28 protein-coding genes are annotated in these 24,182 nt (G+C 65.8%); 6 read left to right on the top strand and 22 right to left on the bottom strand.

The features are described 5' to 3' along the window. The first annotated feature begins 36 nt into the window (after positions 1-36). On the top strand, positions 37-321 hold the full coding sequence (gene eif1A, locus DV709_RS10495; protein WP_117594401.1) for a translation initiation factor eIF-1A: 285 nt from the start codon (positions 37-39) through the stop codon (positions 319-321). Positions 322-432: 111 nt separating this feature from the next. Here eif1A and DV709_RS10490 read toward each other — a convergent pair whose 3' ends face one another. Together DV709_RS10490 and DV709_RS10485 are read right to left on the bottom strand one after the other, a co-directional pair. Beyond that, on the bottom strand, positions 433-909 hold the full coding sequence (locus tag DV709_RS10490; protein WP_117594400.1) for a DUF5812 family protein: 477 nt from the start codon (positions 907-909) through the stop codon (positions 433-435). Positions 910-1,000: 91 nt separating this feature from the next. After that, the gene (locus tag DV709_RS10485) at positions 1,001-1,513 is read right to left on the bottom strand and encodes a hypothetical protein (protein WP_117594399.1); all 513 of its coding nucleotides are present in this window, start codon (positions 1,511-1,513) and stop codon (positions 1,001-1,003) included. Positions 1,514-1,630: 117 nt separating this feature from the next. Here DV709_RS10485 and DV709_RS10480 point away from each other — a divergent pair, with 117 nt between their 5' ends. Beyond that, entirely contained in the window at positions 1,631-2,917 is a 1,287-nt protein-coding gene (locus DV709_RS10480) for a glucose-6-phosphate isomerase (protein ID WP_117594398.1), read from the top strand. A gap of 87 nt (positions 2,918-3,004) precedes the next feature. Continuing rightward, entirely contained in the window at positions 3,005-3,760 is a 756-nt protein-coding gene (locus DV709_RS10475; protein ID WP_117594397.1) for a CPBP family intramembrane glutamic endopeptidase, read from the top strand. Positions 3,761-3,814: 54 nt separating this feature from the next. Here the strand turns inward: DV709_RS10475 and DV709_RS10470 are convergent, their stop codons facing one another. After that, positions 3,815-4,273, bottom strand: a complete 459-nt coding sequence (locus DV709_RS10470) for an NOB1 family endonuclease (RefSeq protein ID WP_117594396.1) — start codon at positions 4,271-4,273, stop codon at positions 3,815-3,817. 4 nt (positions 4,274-4,277) lie between these two features. Continuing rightward, complete coding sequence (locus DV709_RS10465) at positions 4,278-4,526, bottom strand: PRC-barrel domain-containing protein (RefSeq protein ID WP_117594395.1); 249 nt, start codon at positions 4,524-4,526, stop codon at positions 4,278-4,280. Between the two features lie 209 nt (positions 4,527-4,735). On the opposite strand from DV709_RS10465, the gene infB reads away from it, so the two are divergent. Continuing rightward, positions 4,736-6,538, top strand: a complete 1,803-nt coding sequence (gene infB / locus DV709_RS10460; RefSeq protein ID WP_117594394.1) for a translation initiation factor IF-2 — start codon at positions 4,736-4,738, stop codon at positions 6,536-6,538. Positions 6,539-6,695: 157 nt separating this feature from the next. Continuing rightward, complete coding sequence (locus DV709_RS10455) at positions 6,696-6,974, top strand: hypothetical protein (protein ID WP_117594393.1); 279 nt, start codon at positions 6,696-6,698, stop codon at positions 6,972-6,974. Positions 6,975-7,079: 105 nt separating this feature from the next. Here DV709_RS10455 and DV709_RS10450 read toward each other — a convergent pair whose 3' ends face one another. From DV709_RS10450 to pepF, 8 genes are all read right to left on the bottom strand, one after another. Then, positions 7,080-7,463 (bottom strand): DUF5811 family protein, encoded by a 384-nt coding sequence (locus DV709_RS10450; RefSeq protein ID WP_117594392.1) that lies wholly within the window; start codon positions 7,461-7,463, stop codon positions 7,080-7,082. Positions 7,464-7,523: 60 nt separating this feature from the next. Continuing rightward, a complete protein-coding gene (locus DV709_RS10445; protein WP_117594391.1) occupies positions 7,524-7,997 on the bottom strand; it encodes a pyruvoyl-dependent arginine decarboxylase in 474 nt (157 codons plus the stop codon). A 52-nt stretch (positions 7,998-8,049) separates the two neighbouring features. Further along, the gene (gene pan2, locus DV709_RS10440) at positions 8,050-9,276 is read right to left on the bottom strand and encodes a proteasome-activating nucleotidase Pan2 (RefSeq protein WP_117594390.1); all 1,227 of its coding nucleotides are present in this window, start codon (positions 9,274-9,276) and stop codon (positions 8,050-8,052) included. A 119-nt stretch (positions 9,277-9,395) separates the two neighbouring features. Continuing rightward, positions 9,396-10,307 (bottom strand): HpcH/HpaI aldolase/citrate lyase family protein, encoded by a 912-nt coding sequence (locus DV709_RS10435; protein ID WP_117594389.1) that lies wholly within the window; start codon positions 10,305-10,307, stop codon positions 9,396-9,398. Then, on the bottom strand, positions 10,308-11,291 hold the full coding sequence (gene aceA, locus DV709_RS10430) for an isocitrate lyase (RefSeq protein ID WP_232819757.1): 984 nt from the start codon (positions 11,289-11,291) through the stop codon (positions 10,308-10,310). It abuts the gene before it with no gap. Positions 11,292-11,374: 83 nt separating this feature from the next. Beyond that, a complete protein-coding gene (locus DV709_RS10425) occupies positions 11,375-11,647 on the bottom strand; it encodes a hypothetical protein (protein WP_117594387.1) in 273 nt (90 codons plus the stop codon). A 306-nt stretch (positions 11,648-11,953) separates the two neighbouring features. Then, positions 11,954-12,523, bottom strand: a complete 570-nt coding sequence (locus DV709_RS10420) for a MarR family transcriptional regulator (protein WP_117594386.1) — start codon at positions 12,521-12,523, stop codon at positions 11,954-11,956. 479 nt (positions 12,524-13,002) lie between these two features. Beyond that, a complete protein-coding gene (gene pepF, locus DV709_RS10415; RefSeq protein ID WP_117594385.1) occupies positions 13,003-14,802 on the bottom strand; it encodes an oligoendopeptidase F in 1,800 nt (599 codons plus the stop codon). A gap of 177 nt (positions 14,803-14,979) precedes the next feature. On the opposite strand from pepF, the gene DV709_RS10410 reads away from it, so the two are divergent. Next, complete coding sequence (locus tag DV709_RS10410; RefSeq protein ID WP_117594384.1) at positions 14,980-16,371, top strand: M28 family peptidase; 1,392 nt, start codon at positions 14,980-14,982, stop codon at positions 16,369-16,371. Here the strand turns inward: DV709_RS10410 and truA are convergent, their stop codons facing one another. The 10 genes from truA to DV709_RS10360 all read right to left on the bottom strand — a co-directional run bounded on the left by truA (position 16,372) and on the right by DV709_RS10360 (position 24,103). Beyond that, positions 16,372-17,241 carry a tRNA pseudouridine(38-40) synthase TruA gene (gene truA, locus DV709_RS10405; protein WP_117594383.1) on the bottom strand — a complete coding sequence of 290 codons (870 nt, stop codon included), beginning with the start codon at positions 17,239-17,241 and terminating at the stop codon, positions 16,372-16,374. A 25-nt stretch (positions 17,242-17,266) separates the two neighbouring features. Next, entirely contained in the window at positions 17,267-17,725 is a 459-nt protein-coding gene (locus tag DV709_RS10400) for a universal stress protein (protein ID WP_117594382.1), read from the bottom strand. A gap of 60 nt (positions 17,726-17,785) precedes the next feature. Beyond that, entirely contained in the window at positions 17,786-18,328 is a 543-nt protein-coding gene (locus tag DV709_RS10395; RefSeq protein ID WP_117594381.1) for a hypothetical protein, read from the bottom strand. Next, a complete protein-coding gene (locus DV709_RS10390; protein ID WP_117594380.1) occupies positions 18,321-18,785 on the bottom strand; it encodes a hypothetical protein in 465 nt (154 codons plus the stop codon). The genes DV709_RS10395 and DV709_RS10390 overlap by 8 nt, the downstream gene beginning before the upstream one ends. A 97-nt stretch (positions 18,786-18,882) precedes the next feature. Continuing rightward, positions 18,883-20,178, bottom strand: a complete 1,296-nt coding sequence (gene hisS, locus DV709_RS10385; protein WP_117594379.1) for a histidine--tRNA ligase — start codon at positions 20,176-20,178, stop codon at positions 18,883-18,885. Positions 20,179-20,388: 210 nt separating this feature from the next. Next, the gene (locus DV709_RS10380; protein WP_117594378.1) at positions 20,389-21,306 is read right to left on the bottom strand and encodes a DMT family transporter; all 918 of its coding nucleotides are present in this window, start codon (positions 21,304-21,306) and stop codon (positions 20,389-20,391) included. Between the two features lie 180 nt (positions 21,307-21,486). After that, complete coding sequence (locus DV709_RS10375) at positions 21,487-22,080, bottom strand: DUF7411 family protein (RefSeq protein ID WP_117594377.1); 594 nt, start codon at positions 22,078-22,080, stop codon at positions 21,487-21,489. After that, positions 22,080-22,442 (bottom strand): DNA-binding protein, encoded by a 363-nt coding sequence (locus tag DV709_RS10370; protein ID WP_117594376.1) that lies wholly within the window; start codon positions 22,440-22,442, stop codon positions 22,080-22,082. The genes DV709_RS10375 and DV709_RS10370 overlap by 1 nt, the downstream gene beginning before the upstream one ends. A gap of 87 nt (positions 22,443-22,529) precedes the next feature. Then, positions 22,530-22,985, bottom strand: a complete 456-nt coding sequence (locus tag DV709_RS10365) for a 30S ribosomal protein S19e (protein ID WP_117594375.1) — start codon at positions 22,983-22,985, stop codon at positions 22,530-22,532. Positions 22,986-23,077: 92 nt separating this feature from the next. Further along, a complete protein-coding gene (locus tag DV709_RS10360) occupies positions 23,078-24,103 on the bottom strand; it encodes a lysylphosphatidylglycerol synthase transmembrane domain-containing protein (RefSeq protein ID WP_117594374.1) in 1,026 nt (341 codons plus the stop codon). Positions 24,104-24,182 lie beyond the last annotated feature (79 nt).

Raw genomic sequence — 24,182 nt, 5'->3', positions numbered from 1 at the left:
CAAACGTCTTAACCGTCTCCGTATCCTTCTTAAGCTATGAGCGAAGAAACCGGGCGTAGAAACCTTCGAATGCCCAACGACGACGAGCTGTTCGCGGTCGTCACCGAGCACAACGGTGGCAACCACGTCCGCGTCCGCTGCAACGACGGCAAAGAGCGCATGGGCCGGATTCCCGGCCGCATGAAGTACCGCACGTGGATCAACGAGGGCGATGTCGTCCTCGTCGAACCGTGGGACTGGCAGGACGAGAAGGCCAACATCGAGTGGCGCTACACCGACCAGGACGCCGAGCAGCTCCGCCAAGAAGGCCACATCCAGTAATCGATTTCTCCGGACGGCGCGGCGAGCCGTCGATGCGCAACTGACGCCGACGTGACGTTCTCGGCATTTTCGAAACCCGACGAGCGACGCGTCTCCGTTCGCGCGACGCCGTCACGGCATGTACCGGACGACGACGACGCCGGGCGACGAGCGTATCTCGACCCGATTCACGCCGAGTCTCGCCGCCCGCGACAGCAGTCCCTCCTCGTCGTCGAGCACGTCGGCGACGGCCTGCTCCGTCGTCTCCTCGGGGACCGTAACCACGTGGATCTCGCCGGTACCGGCGCGTTCGCGGCGGGTGAGTTCGCCCGTCGGCTGGTCGGCGGCGACGTCGCGGGCCATCGTCGTCGGCGACTCGTCGCTCTCCTCGATTCGGAGCGGGCGACGCGATTTCACCTCTACGAGTTGCCACGTGACGTTCATCGGCGGGTCTGGCGCGACGACGCCCTCGACGGCGTCGTGTCGTTCGACACCGGGGTTCGACGCCAGCGCGTGGACCTGCCCGTCCTCGACGTCTTTCAACACGGCCGTCTCGTCGTCGGCGGCGGTGACGAGAAACGTCCCTTCCTTCGATTCGTCGTTACTCATGCCCAGCGATAAGTCGCCGCGACGTTTTTCGGTTTCGTCGTCTCGGCGGTGTGCGGCGTCGTGACAGAGTCGACCGGAGACGCTCGCCGCGTCACCGGAGCCGACGGTGGAGGCCGAAGATGAAAAGCGCCGCCGAGAGCGGCGGGACCAACCCGGCCACCTGCGGGAGTCCGTAGAGGAGTTCGACGAGCGGCGCGAGCGGGCCGGTAACCGGCGTCTGCAGGTCCGGCGGGACGGTGATCACCGCGCCGACGTACAGCGAGGTGAGGAAGACGAACCCCGCGAGTCCGAGTGCGAAATCGTAGTGTTCGTGCTCTCGGGTCTCCTCGCGTCGGTGTCGTCGGGCGACGAACAGGGTCGGCGCGAGAATCGGCGCGACGAGGAGCAGTCCGACGACGGCGTAGAACGACCGCGAGAGCGTCAGCTGTCCGCCGCCGAAATCCGCCGTGTTGGCGATGAGGACGACGAGTCCCATCGCGACGACGAGCGTGAGAAACAGCGCGACGAGCGCGCTCACGACGACGTAGAGGCGGAACAGCCACGAGGTCGAGTGCGTCAGGGCGTACGGGAACGCGCCGAAGACGCCGTTGTAACCGTCGGCCATCGTCGGCGCTTGGGACCGGGGGCGATTAAGCCGATTGGTCCGGAGTCGGTCGATACCACCTCGAACGCGTCGCGGGTGAAGACAACGCCTTTGGTGTCGGCGCGCGCGCGTTCGGCCATGTACGTCGACCTCGGCAACGTCCTCGATTCGACGCCCGGACTGAGCCGCGAGCAGTTGGAGCGCCTCGACGAGCGCGTCGCCGACGCCCACGAGCGCATCGAGCGGGGCCGTGCCGACGCCGAACACGGCTACGCGGCGCTGAATCTCCCGGAGACGACCGACCCCGACGAGATTCGTACCGCGGTCGAACCGTTCGGCGACGCAGAGGCCGTCCTCACCGTCGGCATCGGCGGCAGCGCCCTCGGCGCAGCAACGGTGTCGGAGGCGCTCGGCGGCGACGTCGAGGCGCACTTCCTCGACAACGTCGACCCGGAGGCGACGACGGCGCTGTTGGACTCCCTGCCGCTGGACGAAACGGCGGTGAACGTCGTCTCTCGCTCCGGCACGACGGCCGAGACGCTGGCGAACTTCCTCGTCGTCCGCGACGCGATGGAGTCGGCGGGCGTCGACTGGACCGACCGGACGTTCGTCACCACGGGCGAGGAAGGCAACCTCCGCGAGTTGGCCGAGAAACACGACCTGCCCGCACTGAAGGTGCCCGACGGCGTTCCGGGCCGGTTCTCGGCGCTCTCCACCGTGGGCCTCGCCTGCGCGGCGATTCAGGGCCACGACCTCGACGCGATTCTCGCTGGCGCGGGCGACGAAGCCGACCGACTCTCGGGGTCGCTGTTCGATTCTCCCGCGTACGCCTACGGCGCGGCCGCCTACGCGCTCGACCGCCGCGGCGCGACGGTCAACGCGATGATGCCCTACGCGGAGTCGTTGGAGTACTTCGCCGAGTGGTTCGCGCAACTGTGGGCCGAGAGCCTGGGCAAGGAGGGCGTCGGCCAGACGCCAGCGCGCGCGCTCGGCGCGACCGACCAGCACTCGCAACTCCAACTGTATCGGGCGGGACGTCACGACAAACTGGTCACGCTCGTCCGTCCGCGCGAACGCGAGGACCGGCCGATTCCCGAGACCGAGTTGGAGGGGCTGTCGTACCTCGGCGGCTCGACGCTCGGCGAACTGCTCGACGCGGAGTTCGAGGCGACGGAGGCGAGTCTCGCCGCGGCGGGCCAGCCCAACGTCCGAGTCGAACTCGACCGCGTCGACGAGCGAGGCGTCGGCGAGTTGCTCTACGGGATGGAGGCCGCCTGCGTGCTGTACGGCGAACTGGAGAACGTCTCGACGTTCACCCAGCCCGCCGTCGAGTGGGGCAAGCGCGCCGCTCGCGGACTGCTGGGCGGCGGCGACTTCGAGGAGGCCGACGCGGTGAGCGACAAGACGCGACTGGAAATCGAGTAGGCGGTCCTCTCGGTCTTCGCTCCGCCTCGGGGCGGCATCCCCGACCGGTGCATCTATTCGGCGTCGGCGAGTAGGTACGACGAGCAGATGCAGTCAGACCCATCCCCGCAGACCTCTCGATCACAGACGCATCTACAGGCCGCAGCGAACGTCGTCTTCGTCGTCGCCGGTGCGTTCGCCGTGGGTATCGCCGTCTCGCTCGTCGGCGTCTTGTTGCTCCAACTCCTCGGCGTGTCGACGCAGACACCCCTACCACGCGCCGTGCTCGCCTCACTGCAGTACGTCGGGTTCGGCATCGCGGCGTACCTCTACCTGAGCCGACGAAACGAGTGGCACATCGTCCGCTGGCGCGTCCCCGGACTTCGGGATTTCGGGTGGATGGTCGGCGGCCTCGTGATTCTGGTCTCCGCGCTCGTCGGCGTCTCCGTCGTCATCCAGCAACTCGGGATTCAGGTGGCGGCCAACCAGGTCATCACGACCGGCCAGCAGAACCCCGTCTACTTCCTCTACATGATTCCGGTGACGATGCTGTTCGTCGGCCCGATGGAGGAACTCATCTTCCGCGGCATCGTCCAGGAGAAACTCCGCCGCACCTACGGACCGGCCGTCGCCGTCGTCGTCGCCAGCGCCGTCTTCGCCGTCGCCCACTGGCTGGCGCTCGTCGGCAGCAGCGGCGGCAGAGTCGCGAGCATCGCCGTCATCTTCGTCCTCGGGGCGGTGCTCGCGCTGTTGTACGAACGAACGGAGAACCTCGTCGTGGTCGCCGTCGTCCACGGGCTGTTCAACTCCTACCAGTTCCTCGGCCAGTACGCTATCGCGACCGGACTGATTCCCGGCGCGTAGAACACGGAACTTCTCGGCGCGTAGAGAACGGTACGCAGTCGGTCGGCGTCGCGGCTACGCCGGGTTCTTCCGGGTGAGGTCCGATCCGCAGATGGGACAGCGGTCGTGTTTCTCGTCGAACTCGCGGCCGCAGCCGGCGCACTGGAACCGCCAGTTGCGCTGTTCGTCGATGCCGTCGCGGGCGATGACCTTCACCGAGACGCCGAGGTGTTCGGCGACGTTCTGCATCGCGTAATCGTCGGTGACGAGCGTCGCGTCGAGCTCGAAAGAGGTGGCGAGCAGCCGCATGTCGGTTTCCGAGAGCACGTCGGCGTCGCCGGTCTCGGTGGCGGCGCGGCCGATCGTCTCGACGGCACCCTCCGCGGGGATGTGGATGTGCATCCCCGCGCCCTCCATCGCGTCGAAGCGGAAGGCGTGTTCGCCCTCTAACTCGGCCTGGACGTCGGGAATCGAAGCGGTCTGCTCGTCGGTGTGGTACTCGTGGATGAACGCCGAAGAATCGAGGACTTGCATCTACCTAGCGCTGGACGACGATGTAATCTTTCACCGCTTTGACGTGGCTGACCGGGATTCGGAAGCGACCCGCGTCGTCGCGGTCGAACGACCCCGTGTCGACGCCGAGCGCCTCCTCGTCGGGGGTGACGAGCAGGTCCGAGAGCGCGCCCGTCTTGTGGTTCATCGTGATGTTGTACAGCATGCCGAGTTCGGTTCCGTCCGAACCCATGACGGCTTTGCCCGAGAGGTTCTCGGCGAGTATGTCGGCCATAGCCGCCTATTCGAGTCCGGTCACATAAACGCCACGGGGTCGTCTGACGAGCGTCTGTCGGGGCCCGCCGCGTCGAACGTCCAGACCGAGACGAACGTCTCTTTTTCGTGTGTCTCTCCGTCGATGAAATCACCGTCAGACGGAGTTGAAACACTTAACTTCGGTCCCCGATATTCGACGGATAAGAGAACTTCTCCGGGGCGATTTTCATGTCAGATACGGACCAGCCACCACAAGCCGAGACGCTTCGCACACCCATCGTCGCCGTTCTGGGTCACGTCGACCACGGGAAAACCAGCCTCCTCGACAAGATTCGCGGGTCGGCCGTCAGCGAGGGCGAGGCCGGGGCGATCACCCAACACATCGGGGCCACCGCCGTGCCGCTCGACACCGTGTCGGCGATGGCCGGCAGCCTCGTCGACCCCGACGACTTCGATTTGCCCGGCTTGCTGTTCATCGACACGCCGGGGCACCACTCCTTCTCGACGCTTCGCTCGCGCGGCGGCGCGCTCGCCGACATCGCCATCCTCGTCGTCGACGTGAACGACGGCTTCCAACCGCAGACCGTCGAGGCGCTCGACATCCTCAAGCGGACGGGGACGCCGTTCGTCGTCGCCGCCAACAAAGTCGACACCACGCCGGGGTGGAACCCGCAGGAGGGGTCGCCCATCAAGCCGTCGTACGACGGTCAGAGCGACCGCGCGCGACAGATGCTCGACACCAACCTCTACGAGATAATCGGCCAACTCTCCGACGAAGGGCTGTCGGCGGACCTCTACTGGCGCGTCCAGAACTTCCAGAACAACGTCGGCGTCATCCCCGTCTCGGCGATGACCGGCGAGGGGATTCCCGACCTGCTCGCCGTCCTGATGGGCCTCTCCCAGCGGTACATGAAAGCCGAGATGGCCGTCGACATCGCCGGTCCCGGCGCGGGGACGGTGCTCGAAGTCAAGGAGGAGCGAGGCTTCGGCGCGACGCTCGACGTGGTGCTGTACGACGGCACCGTCCGCGAGGGCGACACCATCGTCGTCGGCGGCACCAACGGCCCCATCGTCACTGAGATTCGTGCGCTGTTGCAACCGCAACCGCTCGCCGAGATTCGCACCGAGAAACGCTTCGAGCGCGTCGACGAAGTGAAGGCCGCGGCGGGTGTGAAGATCGCCGCCCCCGACCTCGACGAGGCGATGGCGGGCGCCCCGGTGCGCGTCGTCAGAAGCCGCGACGTCGACGACGTGATTCAGGACGTCCAGGCCGAACTCGCCGAGATAGAGGTCAGCACCGAAGAGGAGGGCGTCGTCGTGAAAGCCGACACCCTCGGTAGTCTGGAGGCGATGGCGAACGCGCTGAAAGAGGCCGAGATTCCCATTCTGCGCGCGGAAGTCGGCGACGTGGCCCCGCGCGACGTGGCCGTCGCCGGAACCGCCCGCGAGGACGAACACAAGGTCATCCTCGCGTTCAACGTCGACGTGCTGCCGAACGCCGACGACGAACTCGACCACAGTAACGTGCAACTGTTCGACGACGACGTCATCTACCAACTCATCGAGGAGTACGAGGCGTTCGTCGACGAGCGCAAGCGCGCCCAGCAGGAGACGGTGCTCGACAAGATCGTCCGCCCGGCGCGCTTCCGCATCCTCCAGGACCACGTGTTCCGTCAGAACGACCCCGCCGTCGTCGGCGTCGAGATAATGTCCGGCACCCTGAAGAACAACATGCGCGTCGTGAAGTTCGACGGCGACAAGCCGACGCGAGTCGGCCAACTCTCCGGCATCCAAGAGCAGGGCGAGGACGTCAAACAGGTCCGCGCGGGCAACCGCGTCAGCGTCGCCATCGACGGCCCGACGGTCGGCCGCCAGATAGACGAGGGCGACGAACTGTGGGTCGAACTCCCCGAGAAACACGCGAAGATTCTCGAACAGGAACTGTCGAGCGAGATTCCGGGCGACGAGTTGGAGGCGCTACAGGGGTACCTCGACAAACACCGCCGGCGCGACCCGTTCTGGGGGAAGTAGACCGGTCGAATCGACCGCCGAGTAGCCGGCGAGACGTGACGACTGCGGCGGTGACGGTTCGTACGTTACGCAAAACCACCCAGTTGGTCACGAGTGCGTGACGTGAAGTGAAATTTTAGTAGTCCGCTCCCGTTACTGTCTCGTGAGGTGGTGAGTAATGAGTGTCAAAATCGACAGACCCGGTAGTACCGCCGTTCCGACGACGCGCGTCTCGCGCTACGACCTGCTGTTGGCACTCATCCCGACGTTGCTGTTGGCCGGCCTCCTCGCCGGACTGCTGTCGACACTCTCGCTCGCACACGGTGCTGCACTCGGCGGCCTCGTCGCCGCGACGCTGGTAGGGTACGGGTTGTTTGTCGATTCGCCGGTCGACCCCACGACCCGACCGCCGGGCGGCGCACGCCGTGCGAAGAGCCACGGCAGATATCGACGGTAGCGAAAACGCGGCGTCGCGCGGCGTCCTCTCTCCTGTGACGTGACCGACGAGCCGAGAGAACGCTCTCGGCGGTCGGGATACCGGAGAGAAGACCTGAACGACTGTTTATCGCGCTGTCGGCGTCATGCCGTCGCCGACGGCGGCCATCGCCTGCATCGCGGCGCTCGCGGCGAGTCCGCGGGCGACCTCGCGGCGGTCGTCGTCGTCGAGGCCGGATTCGAGGTCGTCGACGTCGGGGGTGAATCCGGCGCTGACGGCGTGGCCCGCCGGGGGGTGGACGGCGACGGTCGCTCGCGGACCGTTCGAGTCGTAGGAGAGCTCGGAGCCGATAGCGTAGCCGTCGGGGAGATACTCGCGGGTCTGGGCGACGATGCTGGCGACCGCTCGGCGGAGCTGTTGGCGCTCGTCGCCGGTAAGCTCCGTCGACAGGCTCGGCTGGTCGGTGTCGACGGCGTCCGGAACGCCCGCAAAGGGGGTGTTTCCGTTCATACTAACTCAATCGTCCGCTTTAGGCGGTATCCGACTAAAAAGGCGTCGGCAGGAGCAAACCTACAGGATCGGTTCGCTCTCCCCGTAGGCCGCGACGACGAGCGCCGTCGTGTACTCGCCCGAGTCGGCCTCCGCGGACGCGACTTCGACGCGTTCCTCCTCGAACGTCCACTCTCGGAGGTCGCGCCCGGCGTCGAGACCGGCCGTCACCCGCTCGCGGACGGTCTCGGCGTCGGTCTCGCCCGCCGACTCGTAGAACAGCCCCGGTCCGGGCCCGGTCGTCCAGCCGAGGCCGGCCGAGACGCGACCCGGTCCGGCGGCGGTCGCGCGCGCCTCAACGACGGTGAGCCGTTCACCGGCCGGGCCGAGGTCGGGCGCGGTGCCGACGTACTCCACGTCGGCGTCGGCGGGGACGACGGAGGAGACGGCGACGAGGTTGTAGTTGTGGATGTTCGCTTCGGCGAGGGCGGCGTCGTACGACGACATCGGCGTCGGGCCCGTGGCGACGCCGCTCACGACGCGAATCGTGCTCATTACCGGAAGACGAGGCGGCGAGAAGTAAGCGCTTGCGAAAACAGGTCGGTGGTTAGTACTGGTAGTCGGTGAACTCGCCGACCGGGTCGTCGTCGGTCTCGACGAGTTTCTCGCGGGCGTCCTCGAAGTCCTCCATTCTCACTTCGGTGCGCTCGTCGCGGATGGCGAACATCCCCGCCTCGGTGGTGAGGCTGGCGATGTCCGCGCCGCTGAACCCGTCGAGGTCGTCGGCGAGCGCTTCGAGGTCCACGTCGTCGGCGACGTTCATCCGACTCGTGTGGATTTCGAGGATGCGCCGACGGCCCTCCTCGTTCGGTTTCGGCACCTCGATGAGGCGGTCGAACCGCCCCGGTCGGAGGATGGCCTCGTCGAGCATGTCGAAGCGGTTCGTCGCCGCGATGATGCGGATGTCGCCGCGCTCCTCGAAGCCGTCCATCTCGCTGAGCAACTGCATCATCGTCCGCTGGACCTCGGCGTCGCCGGAGGTCTTCGAGTCCGTCCGTTTCGAGGCGACGGCGTCTATCTCGTCGATGAAGATGACGGCGGGTTCGCGCTCGGCGGCCAGGGAGAACAGGTCGCGGACCAGTCGCGCCCCCTCGCCGATGAACTTCTGGACGAGTTCGGAGCCGGCCATCTTGATGAAGGTGGCGTCGGTCTGGTTGGCGACGGCTTTGGCGAGCATCGTCTTGCCGGTGCCCGGCGGGCCGTAGAGGAGCACGCCGGACGGCGGGTCGACGCCGACCTCCTCGAACAGTTCCGGCGAGGCCAGCGGGTCCTCGACGGCCTCTTTGACCTCCCGAATCTGCTCCTCGATGCCGCCGATGTCGTCGTAGGCGACGTCGGGCGACTCGTCGACCTCCATCGCCTGCGCTCGGGCGTCGGTCTCGTCGTCGAGGATTCGCTGGACGGCGAAGGAGTCGTTGATGGCGACGCGGTCGCCCGCCTCCAGTCTGTTCTCCAGTTGCGGCGACACCTCGGTCAGCACCTCCTGGTTGTTGCCGTGCTGTTTGATGACGACGCCGTCGCCGGTCACCTCCTCGACGGACGCGAGGTACAGAGACGCCTTCTTCAGGGTGTCGTTGCGGCGTTTCAACTGGTCGACCTCCGACTGGAGGTCGCCCATCCGGTCGTCGGCTTCTGTCAACCGTTCGTCTAACTCCTCGTTGACCTGGACGATGCGTGCGAAGTGTTTCTGCATCGCGGCGAGCCGCTCGGCGTCCGACATCTCTGGGTCGAGGTCGAGCCGGGGGCGGTCGGGGAGCGAGGGACTCCGAGACATTATCTACCCGAACCATGGGGATGCGCGTAAATGGGCCTTTGGGTCACGAAACTCGGCAGCGAAGTTACACGAAAACCGGCGAGCGGCCGAGAGCTTCGGGTTTCCGAACGCCGCCGACGCTAGAGCACGCCCGCCTGCTCGGCGCGAGCGACGACGTTCTTCGCCATCTTGTTCGTCGCCTCGTCGACCATCTCGCCGTCGACGGAGACCGCGCCGCGGCCCTCGCTGGTCGCCGTCTCGTAGGCGTCGACGATGCGCCGCGCCTTCTCGGCCTCCTCGGTGTCGGGAGCGAACACCTCGTTGGCCGGCTCGATTTGGCTCGGGTGGATTGCCCACTTGCCGTCGCAGCCGAGCAGACTCGCGTGCCGACAGGAGTCGCGGAATCCCTCGGTGTCCTCGATGTCGGCGAACGGCCCGTCGATGAGCTGGAGCCCCTGCGCCTTCGCGGCGTGGGCGAGTCGAGCCAGCTGGTAGTGCCAGTAGTGGCCCGGGTAGTTCTCACCGCTGCCGATGGTGAGTCCGGCCGCGCCGACGCTGGCGGTGTAGTCGCCGGGACCGAACACGAGCGACTCGATTCGCTCACTCGCGGCGGCGATTTCGGGGGCGTTGTTCATCCCCTCGGCGCTCTCGATCTGGGTCTGCAGCCCGATTTCGCCCACCGGGAGGCCGTTGTTCGCCTCGACCTGCGCGAGCAGGTTCTCGACCGTTCTGACCGTGGCCGGGTCGTGGACCATCGGCACCATGATGCTGTCGAGGTACTCGCCCGCTTCGCCGACGACCTCGATCACGTCGTCGTACCACCACTGGGTGTCGACGCCGTTCATCCGGAAGCACGGGCGCGTCTCGCTCCAGTCGTAGTCGACGAGGCCCTCGACGACGTTTCGGCGCGAGTCTATCTTCTCGTTCGGCGCGACCGAGTCTTCGAGGTCCAGAAACGCCTCGTCGGCCCCCGAATCGGGCGCTCGCTCTATCATCTTCGGGTCGCTGCCGGGCGTCGCCAGTTGGCTCCGGCGCAGCGTGACGTCGGGCATCTAATCGCCCCCCTCCGTTCCGATGGGGTCGGTCTGTTCCTCGCTGTAGCCCGCCGACTCCTCGATGCGCGACCGGGCCTCGGCGTCGAAGCGCATCTCGGTCTCCTGATACCGGTCGACGAACGAGAGTTCGTGGTGCGACTCCGTCGGGTGCCCGAGGTAGCGCGATTCGAGATCGAACTGCGCCTCCTCGCCGTCCTCGGCCAACTTCTGGAAGTCCTCGTAGACGGCGTGTGCGCCCGAGTGGAGGCCGAACAGCGTGATGAAGATGTAACCGTACCCCAACTCGCCGAGTTCGGCGAACGTGAGGGGGTCGTCCTCCTCGGACCACGCGAACGACGAGGAGTAGTTGAACGCCAGCGTCAGGTCGGGGTGCGTCTCGTGAATCTCCTCGGCGTAGCGAATCGCGTCTTCCCGACTCGGGTCCGGCATCTCCGGCCAGACGATGTCGACGCCGGCGTCGGCGTAGATGCGCCCGCGTTCGAGATGTTCCTCCCAGTCGCCGTTCGCCGAACCGTACGCGTCGGTCCGGGCGATGATGACCGTGTCCTCGGACTGCTTGGCGTCGACGGCGGCCTCGAAGCGCGCGCGGGCCTGCTCTCGGGAGACGATCTGCTTGCCCGCGATGTGGCCGCAGCGCTTCGGCGTCGTCTGGTCCTCGATGTGGATTGCGGCGGCCCCGGCCTTCTCGTACTCGCGGACCGCCCGGCGGACGTTGTGAACCCCTCCGTAGCCGGTGTCGCAGTCGGCGACGACCGGGATGTTGCAGGCGTCGACGATACGCTTCGCGTTCTCGACCATCTCGGTCATCGACACCATCTCCAGGTCGGGGAAGCCGAACTGGCCGAGCACTGTGGAGTAACCGCTCATGTAGGCGGCGTCGTGGCCGGTCATCTCGGCGAGGCGCGCGTCGAGGGCGTGATAGAGGCCGGGGGCGAACACGTACGGCTGTTCGTCTAATTTGCGCCTGAACTCGCGGCCCATCGGGTTGTCGAGGTCGCGGGTCGTGATGGCGTCGCCGGTGGGCCGCTCGTCACTATCGCCCGGCGGCGTTTCGCCGTTCTGACTCATCGTCGTTCCTCCTGCCGAGTCGTCTCACTCGGTCGCTTCTGCCGCTCCAATGCGCGTTCGAGACGCGTAATCTGACGCTTCAGGCTCGTCAACTCGGTCCGGAACTCGCGTCGCGTGTCGGTCGTCTCGTCGGTCTGGATGAAGGGGACCAGCGGCGCGTCCGCCTCGCTCTCAGTAGGTCGCATCGAAGTGGTTCGAATGGTGGTCTGCGGCGTTCGGCGGTCGGTTCTCGTATTCTGGTCGCGTCGCGTCGGGTCGGTGTAGGTCATATGGGTGGTCTCGGTCGCTGAATCGGTCGGCTGTCGGTTCGATAGTCGGGCGCTGTGCGGGTCGTGGGGTGTACGTGTACTGCCATGCTGATTCACCGCACCAGGAGGGACTGGGAAATGAGCAATAAAGGTAATGATTGATAATGATAATATTTGTTAATGGCTTATTTCGCGTAAGAGGTGTTTAAGTGATGGATGTTAACAGACAACAATCCGGAAGATGGAGGAGACTCTAATGAGATGCGGATATTTGAATAGAAGGCAAGAATAGAGTCAACGCAAGAGAAAGGAGAGTCTGAGATACAATCACCTCTTTTTCTGCGAAAGGTTATCCGGAAGGATACGGAAGACGACTCGATTTAACTCAGCTTGCAGCGGGGAAAGGATGGTCACAATAAAACCGGTGAGGAGCAATCCAGCGGTAATTGCGAGATAAACTACAGGTGGGAAGGAAGACTCCTGAGTGAAATTCAACGAATATCCCACAAAAAACGCGAACACTACAATGGCCCCGAGAAACATAGCGAACCCGAAAAGGGCGAATGTACCGGGGACCGTATCGGAGTGTTTCTTCAGAAGATTCCAGAGGTCCGCGTAGAACCTTCTGATAGCAGTAGTTCCCTCAGTACTGGCTGGATTGTGAGTTTCTGAATTCCATGCAAATGTAGTCTGGTTATCTTGACGGTCCAGCCACTTTTCAGAAACCATAGTGCGGGTGTGTGTGCTAATAGTCGTATTTGAGCAATTCATCCTCTCAGCGAGTTCATCTTGTGTATACCGTCGGTCGGGGTGGGTGTACAACAATTCTGCAATCTTGAAGAAAGTCTCCCCCTTTGAATCAAACTCCTCACAGAACTCATCGGGAATCCGCGCCATAACATCTTGAAATAGCAGACAAACAAAAGTATTGACGTTGGGTTTACGCGCATAAGGGGGACTCTTGATGACTGTAAACTGGGGTTAGAGCAACTCTGAACGGTCTCTCTGCTTTTTATGCTCTCCAGGAATATTTTCTCTCGCAATGGTAGATAGACAAGACACACCACGACAACGAACACAGTTAGCAAGCCAAAACGCCTCCGTGAGCGGAATGCAACGGGGCCAGGCTGACCCACAAACTATCATGGGCGTCTTTGTACTCTTCGTCCTCGCTGGACCACTAATCACGGTTGCCTTTGATATTCAGTCATCATTGGCGTCATCCCCTGCCTTTTCATGGCTATCGGGTGGCGTGATTGCGTTACTGATTATTGCTACGATAGTCGCGGCAGCGCTCGGATTGGAGTAACAAAGTCGATGAACTGAATCTACATTTTCAGCCAAGCCACAGCAAAATAAGACCCGCTACCTAACAGCTATTCGAGGTCGAGCAACTCGGCGACGCGGTCGAGGTAGTCGCCGTAGACGCCGAGCGCGTCCTCGATGGGTTCGGGCGAGGTCATGTCGACGCCCGCGGTCTCCAGTACGTCCATCGGGTACGCGCTGCCGCCCATCGCGAGCGCCTCGCGGTAGTCGGCGGCCGCGTCCTCGCCCTCGTCGAGGATGCGCTCGACGACGGCGACGGCGGCGCTGATGCCCGTGCTGTACTGGTAAACGTAGTAGTTGTAGTAGAAGTGCGGGATGCGCATCCACTCGCGGGCGATGCGGTCGTCGACCTCGGCAGGCGCGTAGAACTCGGCTTTCAGGTCGCCGTACAGTTGGTCGAACGCGTCGGGGGTGAGCGGTTCGCCCGCCTCGATCGCCTCGTGAATCTGGAGTTCGAAGTCGGCGAACATCGTCTGGCGGTACAGCGTCGAGCGGAACCGTTCGAGGTACTCGTCGAGGACGTGGCGGCGCAGTTCGTCGCTCTCGGTGTTTTCGAGCAGGTAGTGGGTGAGAAGCGTCTCGTTGACCGTGCTCGCCACCTCGGCGACGAAAATCTCGTAGTCGGCGTACTGCCACGGCTGTTCGTCCTTCGCCAACTCGGAGTGCATCGAGTGGCCGAGTTCGTGCGCCAGGGTGAACATCGAGGTGATGTCGTCCTGGTAGTTCATCATGATGAACGGCTGGGTGTCGTACGTGCCCGAGGAGTACGCCCCGGCGCGCTTACCGCGGTTCTCGTACACGTCGACCCAGCGGTCCTCTAATCCTTCGGCCATCCGCTGTTGGTACTCCTCGCCGAGCGGTGCGACGGCCTCGACGACGTACTCCTTCGCTTGCTCGTAGCTAATTTCGGGGCCCTCCTCGCCCGTCAGCGACATGTAGAGGTCCCACATCTGGAGGTCGTCGACGCCGAGCGCCTGCCGCTTCAGGTCGGCGTGTCGGTGGAGTTTGTCGAGGTTGTCGCGGACCGTCTCCAGGAGGTTGTCGTACACCTCGACGGGGACGTTCGGCCCGTCGAGCGCCGCTTCGCGGGCGGTGTCGTAGTTACGGGCTTCGGCGAGTTTCACGTCGGCTTTGACGCTGTTTTTCAGCGAACTACCCACTGAATTGCGGACGTCCTCCCACTCGTCGTAGAACTGCTCGTGGACCTCCTGTCTGAACTCGCGGTTCGGATGCTTCTGGAGCTTCGTGAAGTTACCCTGCGAAATCTCTATCTCGTCGCCGTCGGGGTCTTCCACCGTCGGGAACGTCAGGTCGGCGTTGGCGAGCATCGAGTAGAAGTCGCTCGGCGCGCCCATCACCTCCGAGAGGTCCGCGAGCAGTTCTTCGACCTCCTTCGAGCGCGTGTGCGGCTTCGCCCGGAGCACGTCGTCGAAGTAGTGTTCGTACTCAGCGAGCGCGGGTTCGTCGTCGACGTACGCTCGCACGTCGTCCTCGTCGAGTTCCTGCAGTTCGGGTTCGACGAAACTGGCGGCGCTCTGAGCGTTCGCCGCCAACGACTGCGCCCGCGCCGACAGCGCCTGGTACTCCTGGTTCCGGGTGTCCTCGCTGGCTCGGAGCTGTGCGTAGGAGGTGACCTTCGAGACGTCGCGCATCACCGATTCCAGCAGTTCGAGCAGTTCGTACAGCGTCTCGGCGTCCTCGGCCGCTCGACCCTCGTAGGCCGCGATGTCGTCGATGCGCGACTCGACATCCGCGTACGCCTCGTTCCAGTCGTCGTCGGAGGCGTAGATGCTCTCCAGGTCCCACTTGTACTCCTCGTCGATGTCGCCGCGTTCGGGAACCGAACTCATGGTCGGAGGTTAGCCGGTGCGAGGGTAAACTTTGCCAAGTCGAAACACGGCAACAGTTGCCGAGGAGTTCTCGGTGACAGGAACGCCGGACGGGAGAGCGGCGGACGACGGAGCCGAGGCGAGACAGCGACTTCCGCGAACCGAGCACCTATGCCACGGTGTGCCCAACCGCGGGCTATGTCCGAACAGGAGACGACGCCGGGCGACGCGGCAGGCGCGGGCGACGCCGGGAACGCCAGCGAGACGACAGACGGGTTCGCCGCCGCGATTGGCCGCACGTGGACCGACGACCGGCCGTGGAACTTCATCACCGACCTCACCGCACTCGGCGACCGGATGGGCGGCAGCGCAGGAGAGAGACGAGCGGCCGACCTCGTCGCCGACGCGTTCGAGGACGCGGGCGTCGACGACGTCGGACTCGACACGTTCGAGATGAACCAGTGGACCCGCGGGTGGACCGAGCTCGAACTCACCGCACCCGTCGAACGGCCGTTCGACGCCATCGCGCTTCCGTACTCGCCGTCGGGCGACGTGGAGGCCGAACTCGTCGACGTGGGCTACGGCACGCCCGACGAGATAGCAGCCGAGGACGTCGACGGGAAGATAGTCGTCGCGAGCACCACGACGCCCTCCGGCCGGTTCATCCACCGGATGGAGAAGTACGGCTGTGCGGTCGAGGCGGGCGCGGAAGCGTTCGTTTTCGTCAACCACATCGAGGGCCAGCTACCGCCCACGGGCTCTCTCACCTTCGGCGACGAGGGGTCGGTCCCGGCCGTCGGCGTGAGTAAGGAGACCGGCGCGTGGCTGAAGGAGTACGCCGCGAACAACAGTGGGGAGACCGGTCGCCTCCGCATCGCCGTCGAAGCCGAGACCACACCGGGAGAAAGTCAGAACGTCGTCGGGCACGTCGGACCGAACACGGACGAGGAACTGCTCCTGCTCGCGCACTACGACGCCCACGACATCGCCGAAGGCGCGCTCGACAACGGCTGCGGCATCGCCACCGTCGTCACGGCCGCCCGGATTCTCGCGCAGGTCGACCTCGACGTCGGCGTCCGCGTCGCCGGCGTCGGCTGCGAGGAGATCGGGCTCTTGGGTGCCGAGCGCGTCGCGGAGACGACCGACCTGAGCGGGATTAAGGCCGTCGTCAACGTCGACGGCGCGGGGCGGTTCCGCAACCTCGTCGCGCTCACGCACAACTCCGACGCGATGAGCGCCGCCGCCGAGCGAATCGACGAGTCGACCCGTCAGCCGATAAACGTCGACGACGCGCCGCACCCGTTCAGCGACCACTGGCCGTTCGTGCGCGAGGGCGTCCCCGCGTTCCAACTCCACAGCGACAGCGGCGAGCGGGGCCGCGGCTGGGGTCACACCCACGCCGACACCCGCGACAAGGTCGACGACCGCAACATCCGTGAGCACGCCATCCTCACGGCGCTGCTCGTCGACGACCTGGCGACGGCGGACGCCCCGCGACTGGACCTCGACGACCTCGCCGCCACGTTCCGCGAGAACGATTTCGAGGTGGGGATGCGCGCGGCCGACCTCTGGCCGGCCGAGTGGGAGTGACTACGCTCTCGTCCCGTCGAGCACCGTCTCGCAGACGCGCGTTCTGACCGCGCTCTCCACGCGCGACGCGCCGAACACCTCTTTCACTGTCGTTATCGCGTCTTCGTCGCGCTCGAACTCGACGCCCGGGTAGTCGACGTCGGTGAGCACCAACCCGCCCGCGGGTGCGGGCGGAATTCCCTCGCGGCCCTCCAGCGAGTCGGCGGCGAACGCTCGCTCGATTCGCTCCGTCGGCGCTCCGGAGCCGACGATACGGACGAGCGAGACGACCCGGCGGACGAGTTCGCGGGCGAACCCCGGCGCGGAGACGGTGAGAACGAGAAACTCGCCGTCGCGCCGGAGCGACCCCGACAGCTCTCGAACCGTGTTTCGGTCGTCGGGCGTGAGATTGTCGAAGTCGTGTTCGCCGCAGAGCGCCGAGAGCGCCGCCCGCGCTCGGTCGTCGTCGACGGCGGCGTAGGGGTCCGGCGTCGGGTAGTCGGCGTCGTCGCCATCGCCGCCGTCGCGTCCACTGCCTGACGGCGCGTAGAGGTGGTACGTGTACTCGCGCCGGGTCGCGTCGTGCGTCGCGTGGAAGTCGTCGGGAACGTCGGCTGCAGCCCACGCGCGGACAGTTCCCGGGAGCTCGCTGTTGACCGCTCCCGGCGTACACCAGTCGGGACAGTCGAAGGCGACGGTCTGCGCAACGGCGGAGACGCCAGCGTCGGTACGTCCCGCGGCGGCGTAGCCCGACGGCCGATGGCGCGTCTCGTCGTAGACGCCGAGTTTCGCCAGCGCGTCGAACAGGGCCCCCTCGACCGTCGGCACGTCGGGCTGGCGCTGGAAGCCGTAGTAGGGCTGGCCGTCGTAGGCGAGGCGGAACGCGCGCATAGCCGACCGTTCGGACGAGAGAACTTTAACGAGGACGACTCGCGTCGTCGGTTTCACTCTCGGTGTCACGGACGGTCAACACCGGAACGGGGGCGTTTCTGACGACGCGCTCGGCGACGCTCCCGAGCACCACGCGCCTGACGCCGCGGCGGCCGTGCGTGCCGACGACGACGACGTCGACGTCGTGACCGGTCGCGTAGTCGACGATGGCGCTGGCGGGAGAGCCGTGTTCGACGGCCGTCACGACGGGGACGTCCACGGCCGCTCCGGCTTCCGCAACGGCGTCGACGGTCTCCTGCGCCTGCTCTTCGAGCGCGTCGAAGACGGGCGTCGCCCGGATGTCGACGTCGGTGTACACCCTCGTGTCGACGACTGTGAGCGCGTGGAGCGTCGCTCCGTACTGTTTCGCGAGGTCGAGCGCGTGGTCGACTGCCGCCTCCGAAGGGTCGCTGCCGTCGGTGGCGACGAGAATCGTATCGTACATCGTAGATCACCATGGAGGCCTACAGCACGGAGATACGTGTGTGTTTGCTGGTCGGTCGCGCTACGGTCGACCGCGAACGGCGTCGACCGCGCGCAGTAGCACTACGTCGACGGCGCCGAACACGCCGCCGACGAGCGCGCCGATGACGGCCGAGACGAGCGCCGCGAGCAGTCCGATGGCGAGCACCGCGAGCACGGACGCACCCCCGATGACCAGAAAAGCCGAAGAGGCCACCAGTGGAGCGAGGAGGAAGCAGACGCCGGTGACGCCGCCCCAGAGCGTCGCCCGTTTCGCGGCCGCTCGGGAGTCGAACCCGTCTCCGTCCCACGCGCCGGCGAGCGCGCGCCGGTTGGTCCACCACGTGAGCGCCCAGAGGTACGCGAAGACGCCCAGTCCGACCGCGGTGTTCAGCCCCGAGAGGAGCTCTCCGAGCGGCCCGGCGACGTGGAGCGCGACGACGAGAACGACCACCAGCGCCGTGACGTGAAACGTCGCGAGACCCCAGACGGCCAGCGCGGGGAGCGGTGGTCTCTCTTCGGTCTCTGCGTCCGGTTCGTGTCGGCTCCGTCCTCTGGTACACTCGTCAACCGGCGGCTCAGCCATGCGCTAGCACCTCCCCGAAGCCGACGAGTGCGAGCAGCGTGAGGGTCGTAACGCCGTAGACGGTTCGGAGACGAGTAACCGAGATCGCGTCGTCACTCGGTCGCCCCGCCGCGAACGATATCCACAGCGTCCGGATTGCCGACCCCGCGAGAAACGCCGTCAGTATCGCTAGCTTGAGTGCGAGCGTCGTCCCCCACGTCGTCTCCAAGGCGGAGACACCGAGTCCGAGCGAACCGAGATTCCCGACACCGGCGGCGACGACGACGCCGAGCGAGCCCCAGAAGAGCCACTCGTAGGCCTCTGCGACGGCGAGAGCGGTGTGTGCGGATTCGGCGCGGCCGGTCGAACCCGCCCGGCGACTCGCCGCCCACGTCAGGGCAGCACCGCCGACGGCGACGGCAACCCCGGCGACGTGGAGCCACCGAACGAGGAGGGCAGTCGGATGCGAGAGGACCATCCGTCGGCGATACGTGTAATCGAAACATAATTATTTCCCAGAACTGGTTTCTCGTCTACGACTCGGAGAGCGAACACGCGCCCCCGCGGACCGCCGTTCAGACGTAGTCGTCGTACCGCGGCGCGTCGCGGTCGCCGGGGAAGTCGTCGACGGGCGCGGTCGTCTGTTCGCCGCTCTCCATCTCCTTCACCGTCACCTCGTCGTTCTCGAGGTCCTGCTCGCCGACGATGACGACCGTCTCGGCGCCGATGCTGTCGGCGTAGCCCATCTGCGCGCCGAAGCTCCGCCCCGAGACGTCGGTCTCGACGGTGTTGCCCGCCGCGCGCAGGTCGCGGGCGACGCGGCTGGCGACCGACCGGGTGTCGCCGACCGAGAGGACGTAGTAGTCAGTCGAGGCCGCTCCCTCGGGCCAGACGCCCGCGCGTTGCAGGAGGAGGTTCAGCGGCGCGTGGCCGGGCGCGACGCCGACGGCGGGCGTCGGCTGGCCGCCGAAGCTCTCGATGAGGTCGTCGTAGCGCCCGCCGCCGAACACCGAGCGGCCGACCTCGCCCGTCGAGTCGAAGCACTCGAAGACGACGCCGGTGTAGTAGTCCAGTCCGCGGGCGGTCGTCAGCGAGACGGTGCAGTACTCGCGCGCGCCGAAGTCCTCGGCGGCGGCGAGCACCTCGCGGAGGTTGTCGACGGCCGTCTCCACGTCGTCGCCGCCGAACTCCGCGATCTCGTCGAGGTCGCCGCCCGCGACGAGGGCGTCGAACTGCTCGGCGTCGTCCCACGAGAGACCCGCGTCGGTGAGAAGCCCGAGGTACTCGGTCTCGTCGACTTTCGCGCGCTTGTCGACGGCGCGGATGGCTGCGCGAGTGTCGACGTCGGGGCGGAACGAGGTGAGGAGACCGCCGAGAATGTCGCGGTGCGAGACGCGGAACTCGAAGTCCTCCGCTGAGAGACCGAGGTCGGTCAGCGCGTCGGCCGCGAAGGCCAGAATCTCGGCGTCGGCTTCTGGCTCCGACGAACCGAAGATGTCGACGTTCGTCTGGTAAAACTCCCGGAAGCGGCCCTGTTGGACCTGCTCGTAGCGCCAGAATGGACGAGTAGAGACCCACTTGATGGGTTTCGACAGCGCCTGCTGTTTGGCGACGACCATCCGCGCGACCGTCGGCGTTAATTCCGGCGTCAGCGCGACCTCGCGGCCGCCTTTGTCGGTAAATGCATAGAGTTCGTCGACGATCTCCTCGCCGGATTTGTCGACGTACATCTGCGTCCGTTCGAGCGCGGGCGTTCCCACCTCGCGGAAGCCGTACCGCGCGGCGGCGTCCTCCAGCGTGTCGATGACCTCCCGTCGGGGAGCCATCTCGTCGGGGTAGAAGTCACGAAACCCCTTGAGTCGGTCGTACATGCACGGTGCTTTGCGGAGCGGTCGCTTGAAGCCTGTCCTTTCGTCGGGCGAACGACGGGAGTGAACGTTCAAATACGGTGACGGAACCACTCCCGCGGGTGTACTGACGATTCGACGCAACGCGGCCGAGGCGGGTGTGCGACGCGCCGCTTGCGGACCCGAGACGGAGTCGCCTGTTAGCCACGCAAAATAGCCGCTCGAAATCGGCGTTCAGAACCAGCCGAGAGCCGCACCGAACGTCCCGGAATCGAGCGCGATGAGGCCGACGCCGAAGACCGCCAGCGCCGCGGCGACGAGTCGCGTCCCGAAGAACTCCTCGCGGAGGAGCACGCCACCGAGAACGACGGCGACCACCGCCTGCGTGTTGATGATGGGCGAGGCGATACTCGCCGGCACCGCCGCGAACGCCAACGACGTGACGTGCTCGCCGAGCGCGACGAGGAACCCGCCGACGACGAGTTCGCCGAGCGTTCGTCGCGTGAGCGCGCCGTCGGACCACGACCGAACTGCGAAGGGGAGGACGACGACCGTGACGCCGCCGAGTAGAACGACGACCCACAGCTGCGGTTGGAGGCTCAGTTCCTGGAGCACGACGCGTTTTCCCACGTCGCTGACGGCGTAACAGGCGGCGCTCAACAGCGCGAGCTGCGCCGCCGTCGACGACGACGCTGCACGGATCGGGTCGGCCAGGCGTCCTCCCCGGTAGTTAGCGACGTAGACGGCCAGCGTCGCCACGACGACGCCCAGCATCTGAATCGGCGCGAGTCGCTCGTGCAGCAGCAGTATCTCTATCGGGAGGACGAACACGGGGACCACCTTGTTTATCGGCGCGACGTAGGAGACGTCGCCCGCGTCGAGCGCCCGGAGGAAGATGAGAAACGCCGCGCCCGTCGCGCAGATTGTCCCGACGAGGACGCCCAGCGCCTCGACGCCGAGCGACGCGAACGACGGCGTCTCCGAGGGCGACACGGACGTGAGAAGCACCGGAACGTACCAGGCGATCGCCGCCACGTTGACGAGGACGGTGAGAACCGAACCGGGAATCCCGTCGAAGTACCGTTTGAGGACGAACAGGTAGACGCCCCAGACGACGGCCGCGACGAGCGAGTACGAGATTCCCGAAGTCACGGCTACCGCTCGCGTCTACGACGACATGAGCGGTTCGATTACCGCCGATAGAGGCACCCGATATCGGGCGGGTACGTTCAGGCTGAAGCCTCCCCTCGACGGTGTTCCGGGGGTCGAACGTTCCGGGTTCGGAGAGCGAGGGCGCGCGCCGCCGGCGGGACAACCCGTCGACTGCCGCGTTCAGTCTAACAGCCCGTGGACGTACGTCTGTTCGTGTTCGGGGAAGACCTCGCCGACCGAGTCGGTGCCGTACGTTTCGACGAGCAACTGCCGGAGTTCGCCCTCGTAATCGGCTTTCGGAACCGTGTCGCTCGGACCGACCTCGATGTCGAGCGTCTCCTCGACGAGTCGGTCGACCGCCCGGCGACCGAATCCCGACAGCGGCGCGAGGTAGTCGACGTCGTAACGGTCTTCGAGACTCTGCGCCTGCGCGCGCGAGATGGTCGGAACGCGGTCGTCGCGGCGCGTGCCGTCGGCGATAGCGTCGTAGCCGAGTCCCGCGACGGCCTCCAGCGCCGCCTCGTGGACCTGCTGAATGCCGTTTCGTGGGTAGCCGTCGGCGTGCATCCGGTCGACGGCGTCGGCGGCGACGTTCTCGTCGAGTTCGACCGTCTCGAACGGGTAACCGAGCGTCTCCGCGGCCGTCTTCGCGTGCGTCCAGTCGTCGGTGAACCCGAAGTGTGCGGTCACGAGGTGCACGTCGTAGAACGAATCGAGCGTGAGGGCGGCAAGCGTCGAATCTTTGCCGCCGCTGTACAGGAGGGCCAGTTCCATCAGCGACGGCGGATGTTGAAGCGCTTCTTGTCGGGCTGGAGTTCCTTCAACAGCTGTTTCATCTGCTCTTCGTCGATTTTCGACTGTATGCGGCCGCTCTGTGCGAGCGCGACGAGCTGCTGTTCGACCTGTTCGGCGAAGTCGGGTTTGCTCATCTGGACGGCGTTGAGACGCTGCCGCGCGCCGTCGGTGAGATACTGGCGCAGAATCGCGTCTTTCTGCGCCTGTGCGCGCTCCTCGGCGGCTTGCTGGGCTTCCTCGTTGCCTTGCTGTTGCTGCTGGCCTTCCGCTTGGTCTTGGAGCTCCTGCAGGCGTTCTCGACGGAGTTCGTCGAGCCGTTCGTCGTCGGGATTTCCGCTCATACACGAACTTTTCGCGCGCGGCAGAAAACGATTACGGACAGCCAGACGGCTGGCGGTCTCGAACCTCTGAAAAAGCGTGTGTATCCTCTACGCGTAGCGTTCGAGTTCCGGACGGTCGAGCGACTCGAAGGCCGAGGCGGCGGCGTCGTCGAGGAACGCGCGGCCCTCGTCGCTGATACGCCGGCCGTCGCCGCCGGCGCTCTCGACGAGATCCTCTTCTTCGAGTTGCTGGAGGATGACGCGGATGATCTTCTTGCTGCCGGTGTCGGTGTGAGCTTTGGCGACGCGGTAGCGCGTCGATCCGCGCTTGCGGCCGCCGTACTCGACGGCGAGACGTTCGACGCCGAACGGACCCTTCGTGGCGAGTTTCCGGAGGACACTGGCCGCGCGAACGAACCAGAAGTCGTCGTTCTGGGGCGGGAGCTCTCGGCTCGAGCCGGTTTTGGCGAACTGAATCCAGTCGGGCTGTTCGATGCGGTCCTCGAGTCGGTCGGCGACCTCCTGAATGAGGTCGTCCGCCGGAACGTCATAGAGGGTTACCATGGCTACGAGTTCTGCGTAGCGCTGTTTAAAAGCATCGTATTGGCGTCGTCGCCCCTATCCAGCGGGCTTTTCGGTCCCGGTACGAGCGGCGGTCAGGCGCTGTTGAGACCCAGAACGCTGACGACGACGCCACCGATGAGCGTCGGCAGCCAATACACCGCACCGCGGTAGATGACGATGGCCGCCAGAATCGCCGACTGCGTGACGGCGGGGCCCGTCGCGGCCAGCAGGAGCACGAGGAGAACGCTCTCGATGCCGCCGGCGCCGCCGGGGAGCGGTGTCACGCCCGCGATAGCCCCGATCGGGACGACGAACAGCATAATCGACGGCGAGACGGGCGTGCCGACGGCGTGGAACGCCAGCCAGAGACCGAGCATCTGTGCGAGCCAGCCGGCCGCCGAGAGCGAGACGGCCAGCAGCAGCCCGCGAGGGTTCGTCGCAACGCGTTCGATGGCGGCGAAGAAGCGACTGATACGCCCCTCGATGCTCTCCGCGGTCGGTTTCGAAATCCGCGGGACGAAATCGGCGACGCGTCGGATGACGGGCGTGAGCACGCTGACGGCTTTGTGTTCGAGTTGGTACCGCCGCTGCCACCCGACGTAGACGAGGCCGGGGACCGCCGTCGCGAGGACGACAACGGCGATGACCGCCAGTTCGAGGTTCTGTCCGAGCGTCGTCTCCGTCGCGAAGTAGACGGCACCCGCGAGCGCGAGCGTTATCGACGGGACGAAGTTGAGCGTGTCGACGCTGGCGATGGCTGCGAGGCCGGTCTCGTACTCGGCGTCGGAGGTCTGCGAGATGAGTAGCGCCGTCACCGGTTCGCCGCCGGCCTGTCCGAACGGCGTGATGTTGTTCGAGAACATCGCACCCGAGAAGACGAGAAACGACTTCAGCGCCGAAATCTCCACGCCGAGCACCGAGAGGACGGTCCGAAGCGACAGCCCCCACGCGAACAGCCAACCGAGCGTCGCGACGACGACGAGGGCGACGAACCGGATGTCGGCGTTCTGTAACTGCGTGGCGAGGTCGTCGACGCCGATGAACGAGAAGAGAACCGCGAACACCACCAACGCACCGGCGAAGCCGAGCACGGTGGCCCGGAGGTTCTCCGTAGACATATCAACCCGAACGTCAACTGCCGGCATTAAGCCACCGGAACCGACAGCAGTGGTAGCGATAACTTACGCCTCGCTTCCG

This window comes from Haloprofundus halophilus, from assembly GCF_003439925.1.
Lineage (GTDB): Archaea > Halobacteriota > Halobacteria > Halobacteriales > Haloferacaceae > Haloprofundus > Haloprofundus halophilus.
Note: the sequence above shows the minus strand (reverse complement) of the source record. Positions and strands in the feature narration are given on the sequence as shown.